Annotated in this window: 4 protein-coding genes; all 4 read left to right on the top strand. The window is 43.1% G+C overall.

Going from position 1 to position 3,865, the window contains the following annotated elements; all coding sequences use genetic code 11:
- Nucleotides 1-409 (top strand): hypothetical protein (locus ACKFKF_RS31140; protein WP_446871251.1); only part of this gene is annotated, 409 nt, incomplete at its 5' end.
- A gap of 211 nt (nucleotides 410-620) precedes the next feature.
- Complete coding sequence (locus ACKFKF_RS31135; protein ID WP_446871250.1) at nucleotides 621-1,202, top strand: Crp/Fnr family transcriptional regulator; 582 nt, start codon at nucleotides 621-623, stop codon at nucleotides 1,200-1,202.
- Nucleotides 1,203-1,282: 80 nt separating this feature from the next.
- Complete coding sequence (locus tag ACKFKF_RS31130; protein ID WP_446871249.1) at nucleotides 1,283-2,470, top strand: hypothetical protein; 1,188 nt, start codon at nucleotides 1,283-1,285, stop codon at nucleotides 2,468-2,470.
- Between the two features lie 293 nt (nucleotides 2,471-2,763).
- On the top strand, nucleotides 2,764-3,810 hold the full coding sequence (locus tag ACKFKF_RS31125) for a patatin-like phospholipase family protein (RefSeq protein ID WP_446871248.1): 1,047 nt from the start codon (nucleotides 2,764-2,766) through the stop codon (nucleotides 3,808-3,810).
- The last annotated feature ends 55 nt before the right edge of the window (nucleotides 3,811-3,865 follow it).

Here is a 3,865-nt window from a genome sequence, read left to right as displayed (position 1 = left end):
TGTTCTGAGCTTGATTGGAGTGCCGTTATTTCGGAATGCCACCGGGGGAGATGCGGCGGCACAGAGTCGATCGATTGCCATTGGAGATCTTCAAGTCAAATTGGCAGAGATCGAAAATAAGCGGGGCGACCTGGCGGCAACGATTCGAGAGCAGGTGATCCTGTCCGTTTTAGAGTTTGATGTGGTGCGGCGGGACTTTCAGATCAGTCAAGAAATCACGAAGCGCAGTGTGACCAAAATGAAGTTGATCGAGGTGGGCTACAGGTTTGGAGAGTCTGACACTGAAAGCTATCTCAATCAGCTAAATGCGTTGGATGCGAAGAAGGCAGAGACGTTTAGACAGTGGGCACGAATGCGATCTCAGATGGCGCGGATCAAGCTACTGGTTCTAGGGGCGGGGGAGGAGTGAGACTAGGGACAGGATTTTGCAGAACATGGAAAAACCTGTATTTTCACCTAGAGAGATCCTAAAGCTTTTGCCCAATCATCTTTTTCTGGAAGACCATAATCAATAACTCTGCTGCAAGCGGACGGACTATGGAAACAGCCCTTTTTAGCACTTCTTACGCCCCAAGGGACGGGGAATCCACCCTTGATGAGATTGTAAAAGGTATAAGCAGATGTATGAACCGTTTTACGCATTCATTCTGAAGATTCTTCCTGAATTCAAAATTAACCCTACGCTGCTTGATCCTTTTTTGAAGTGTGTGGAAGTGAACAAAGGAGACTTTCTGTTCCAAGAAGGGGATATTTGTAAATTCATTGGTTTTACTTTGAAAGGCTGCGTCAGGGTTTTCCTGTTTAACGATGGACGAGAATGTACCCTTTCCTTTCACACTGAACATCAAAGCTTTGGTGACTACAGAAGTTTTCTGAATCAAGAGCCTTCACAATTTTTTTGCGAGGCGATTGAACACTCTAAAGTTCTTCTGGTTGATCACCAAGCACTGCACTTTATTGAAGGACTTCCAGACGGGCAGATGTTTTTGAGGCTTCATGCCGAAGGTTTTGCGTCTAAGACGCGAGATAAATTGGTTTCTCTCTACATGGATACTCCTGAAGAGCGCTATTGTAAGCTCTTTGAAAACGAACCTCAAATCATCGATCGAGTTTCTAATTATCATCTAGCTTCATATCTTGGTATCAAACCAGAGTCACTCAGTCGATTGAAGCGCAGGATTTATTACAGGAAAACTTCTTAACCTAAGTCAATGCGGACGAAAGTGCCCTCTGGATAGATTTACAGCAGAACACCAATTGTAAATCACGTACAGAGGGACGAATGAAGAGTCAACTATTTCTAGGGTTCGCACTGACGGCCTTGAGTGCAGTACTAGGATTACCTCAACAAGCAAAAGCGTATAATCTTGAAGCCTGTGCAAAAGATCCGATGACTAGCGCGCCTCAAGTAATCAACCTACTTCAGCCTATTGATCAGAAGATGATGAATTGCATTCCTAAATTGGATTCAGTTGCCAATCAGTGGCGATCCAAAGCAGACGGAATCTTATCTGCCATCAATGGAGTAAGGATAGGTAATCAAGGTGAGAATGGTATTGAGAAGCTTGAATATAATGTAACGGGTAATACAATCTCTCTCATTGCAAAGGTTCGAGCTAAACACACTTGGAAAGAAACGATTCCTGCGGTAAAAACAAAAGTCCCTGTTGACAAATGGCGCTGGGTAAATGTCCCTTATCCCGATGTACGATGGAACAGAAAATGTAGGTTGCGTGTTTGTGTCAATGTGCCGGAGCCTTTTACTAACTACCGAAAAGAAAAAGTGCCCTACACAGTAATGGAAATAAGGACAATCACGCCAGAAAAAGTTGTGTCTGCCACTGCATCAGCTACCTGTAAGTACGATTACACGTTTAATTTGTCAACTCTTGAACAGAAGCCAATATTTAACTGTGGTCAAGGTAGTCTTGGTAATTACAAGCTAGATGCAAGTGCAATTACCAAAATTCTCAATGGCGAAATGCCCACTTTGGGTAGCTTACTCACTAGCGTAAGTCTCACGCCCCCTCTATTCAAAGATGGTAATCGTGATAGTTACAATGACGAGAGAAATAAAATGATTGCTGCTCATCCGAACTCTCTGGTCTACTTCTCCTCGCAATCCTTTGTGGAATGGGCTTCTGCTGAAAATCATGGGCCGAATATAGTTCTCGCAGCCGTTTCGGGTGGTGGTTATGCTCCAGAGCTTATGCGTCAGATTGAAGAAAGGTTGACCACTGAACTTGGTTTTTTAGGAACATGGGCATCGCAAACCGCAGTAAATCTGGGTGCCCAGCAGCTTATATCTATGCTAACAACTGGCGAGGTGATGAATCTTGGCGGATTTAGTATTTCTGTAAAGGCTGTTAATGTGCCCTATGTCTATCAAAAGTGTGTTGTTAACGGTGAGTGTGCTCCTGAACTTAAGTCACCGCGTTTAGGTTTTGCTATCATTGCAACCCGCTCTTGAACGTTAAGTTAGTCGTAGGGTGGTCAGTGCCACCCTATCCAAGTAAACCGTAAAGCGAAGCCTTTTAGACCTTGGGCAAGGATGCGATCTCAGATGGCACGGATCAAGCTACTCGTTCTAGGGGCAGGTGAGGAGTGAGGTCAAACCCAGGATTTCGTGGAGAAGGAATCGGCTCTTGCGGTTGAAGAATTCATTTTCAGTGGTGCTAGTATTTCATGTCTATCTAATAACAAGCTGTCAGCGCACAGCTAGTTCCATTAAGTAATCCAGCAAATACCGAAAGATCAAGAACCATGACTGGTAAATTTAAAAGAAGAGTTCTCTCAATTGATGGTGGTGGGATTAGAGGAATTATTCCTAGTATGATCCTCAACTACATTGAAGAACGCACAGGAAAAAGAATAGCAACAATGTTTGATCTAATTTCAGGTACCTCAACAGGAGGAATTTTGGCACTGGGTCTAACTAAACGAAATTCAGATTCAAGTATCAATCACGAACCAGAGTACACAGCCGCCGAACTTGTACATTTCTACCGAAAATTTGGAAAGAAGATTTTTAGTGAGTACATTCCAACATCCGTAGACGATTTATTACAGCCCAAATTCAATCCACAAAGTAGACAAGAGGTTCTAGAGGAACTGCTAGGTGAAGCTTGTGTTGAAGATGCATTACGAGAAATTTTTATCACAAGCTATGATATCGAATTAAGAACGCCGATCTTCTTTACGAGTAATCGAAAGGCAGAGGAATCTGATAGCCTTGATAGCCGCAAGCTATGCAGAGGCTTCAAAATGAGCCATGCAGCAATGGCAACTTCTGCTGCGCCAACATTTTTTCCACCTTACAAGCTTGAAACGGTGCATCGTACCTCAGAAGGATACTACGCTTTAATAGACGGTGGAATTTTTGCAAACAATCCCTCTTCACTAGCAATGATGGAAGCTATGATCTCGTATAAGAGGAATACTAATGAAGAGTTGCAACGTGATGATACACTTGTTGTCTCTCTAGGTACTGGTGCATTGACTAGAAAATACAAGTATAGAGATGTGAAAAATTGGGGACAACTCAAATGGGCAATTCCTATACTTAATATTGTTTTAGATGGTCAAAGTGAGGCTGTTGCTTATCAGCTTGATAAATTGATGATCACGGAAGGGCAAGGTAGAAACTACTACCGCTTTCAAGTTCCATTGAGTAGCGATAATGGTCATGATCAGATGGATAATGCAAGCCCACGTAACATTGAGTACTTGGAGGAACTTGGTGAAAGGTTGATTGCACAGCGTAAGGAGAGCTTAGATCAACTGTGTGAGGTTCTGAAAGAGGACTACTAAGATCAATAGTCCGGACAAAATTAGACAGCGATAACGCCGTAAGACCTTAGATTCT

This window comes from Phormidesmis sp. 146-12 (assembly GCF_052939495.1).
The sequence above is the reverse complement of the archived record's forward strand: the minus strand, read 5'-3'. Positions and strand labels throughout refer to the sequence as shown.

Bases quoted from the DNA above. Each gene is read 5' to 3' on its own strand.
- ACKFKF_RS31135 (WP_446871250.1), top strand. From the start codon at position 621: ATGTATGAACCGTTTTACGCATTCATTCTGAAGATTCTTCCTGAATTC.
- ACKFKF_RS31130 (WP_446871249.1), top strand. From the start codon at position 1,283: ATGAAGAGTCAACTATTTCTAGGGTTCGCACTGACGGCCTTGAGTGCA.
- ACKFKF_RS31125 (WP_446871248.1), top strand. From the start codon at position 2,764: ATGACTGGTAAATTTAAAAGAAGAGTTCTCTCAATTGATGGTGGTGGG.